This is a genomic window from Frankia tisae (genome assembly GCF_025403405.1).
GTDB lineage: Bacteria > Actinomycetota > Actinomycetes > Frankiales > Frankiaceae > Frankia > Frankia tisai.
This window is the reverse complement of sequence record NZ_JANEZT010000650.1, coordinates 1-1758: the sequence shown is the minus strand read 5'-3', so window position 1 is coordinate 1758 and position 1758 is coordinate 1. Positions and strand designations below refer to the sequence as shown.

Sequence of the window (1758 nt, the reverse complement as noted above, 5' to 3'; positions counted from 1 at the left end):
CCGGCTGACCCACCGCACCGGCGGCCCCTTCCCACGCTCCCCGCCGCCTCCACCCCGCGACCCGGCGGCATTGCGGTGCGGTTTGTACGGTCCGAGACCCGAGACCATACAAACCGCACCGCAACAGGCTCGGTGACCTGACCGGCCGCCGGCGGCGGCGGATACGGTCAGTTACCCGCCGTTGGCGAGGGCATGGATGGCCGGGCGAGGGCGTTGAGGACGGCGACGATCGTCGTGCCGGGTGGGAAGGCGTCGGCGGCGGCGAGGGCGAACAGGGCGTAGAGCAGCTTCGCCTCGTACACCGGTTCCAGGGCCAGCCCGTGGCGGTCGTGGAAGTCGGCGATGAACCGGGCCAGCTGCGGAGTCGACTTCGCGTAGCCGCCGAAGTGGAAGTCGTAGGCCATGGTCCAGGTGCCGGAGTTCGCGCCGAACGCCGCACGCTGGAGGGCGTCGACCTCGTCGGCGAGGAACCCGGCGCCCCGCAGCACCGGGACGCCGAGGGCCCGCTGGCCCGGCCCGAGGCCCGCGGCGATGCCGGCGAGGGTGCCGCCGGTGCCGCACGAGCAGCAGATCACGTCGAAGGGGTGGTCGATCTCGGCGGGCAGCTCGGCGCAGCCACGCACCCCGAACGCGTTGCTGCCGCCCTCGGGCAGCAGGTAGAACACGCCGAACTCGGCGCGCAGCCGGTCGACCACCGCGGGCGAGGTCTTCGCCCGGTAGGCGGTCCGGTCGAGGTAGGTCAGCCGCATCCCGGCATCGGCGGCGAACCGCAGCGTCGGGTTGAGCGGCAGATGCTCCTCGCCCCGGATCACCCCGACCGTCCGGAAGCCGAACAGCCGGCCCGCCGCCGCCACCGCCCGGATGTGGTTCGAGTAGGCGCCGCCGAAGGTCAGCAGCGTGTCGTGACCGAGCCGGCACGCCTCGTCCAGGTTGCCTCGCAGCTTGCGCCACTTGTTACCGGGGATGTCCGGGTGGATCAGATCGTCCCGCTTGAGCAGCAGGCCGACGCCCTTCCCGATCAGCCGCTCGTCGGCGACCTCCTCGACCGGGGAGGGCAGGTCCGCCGGCACCTCGGCCAGACCCGCCACCCGTACCTGCCCCGTTCCGTGTCTCCGACCGCCGAACGTCAGGATAGCCGGACCCGCCGGACCCGATCCTGATCGCGCCGGCTCACCTCGGCGGCTTCCCGCAGGCGAACTGGGCCGACCACCAGCCGGCCGCCGAGCTGACCACGAGCCAGAAGTGCCGCGGGTCGCCGGTGAAGGCGCCGGACAGCTGAATCGTGCGGGATTCGCCCTTCTCCAGGGTTCCGCCGGCCGGTTGGACAGTCACGCCGGGCGCGGGTGGCCCGACGCTGAGGGGATGTCCGGCGGGCGGTTCGGTGGTGGTTGTGACCGCCTTCCAGCGGGCCGGTCCGAAGGTGGCCTCGATGAGGATCTGCGTGGAGAGGTTGTCGCAGATGATCGGATCGAGTCTCGGGCGGGTCCCGATGACGGTCACGCTGTTGACGTACCGGTCGGAAGGGTTCGTCCCGGGGGTGGTCGGCCCGCCGAGCAGAGCCTGGCGGGTCTGCGGGCCGACGGTGCCGCTGGCAGGCGTGATGCCACGCCTGCCCTGGAAGTCGACGACGTTGGTCCTGGTCTGGTCGAGATAGGCGCCGGTGATCGGCTGCGACGGGTAGCCGTGGGTCCGCAACGCTCGTTGCAGCGCCGCGACGCAGTTGCGCCCGGCGACAGGATCGCGTTGTCCGGGCTTGAG

At 72.1% G+C, this 1758-nt stretch carries 2 protein-coding genes; both read right to left on the bottom strand.

The features are described from left to right. Positions 1-167 precede the first annotated feature (167 nt). Positions 168-1088 carry a 1-aminocyclopropane-1-carboxylate deaminase/D-cysteine desulfhydrase gene (locus tag NBZ85_RS30835; protein ID WP_261560708.1) on the bottom strand — a complete coding sequence of 307 codons (921 nt, stop codon included), beginning with the start codon at positions 1086-1088 and terminating at the stop codon, positions 168-170. 82 nt (positions 1089-1170) lie between these two features. Next, positions 1171-1758: peptidoglycan-binding domain-containing protein (locus NBZ85_RS30830; protein WP_261563392.1), on the bottom strand; the 588-nt coding region annotated here is incomplete at its 5' end.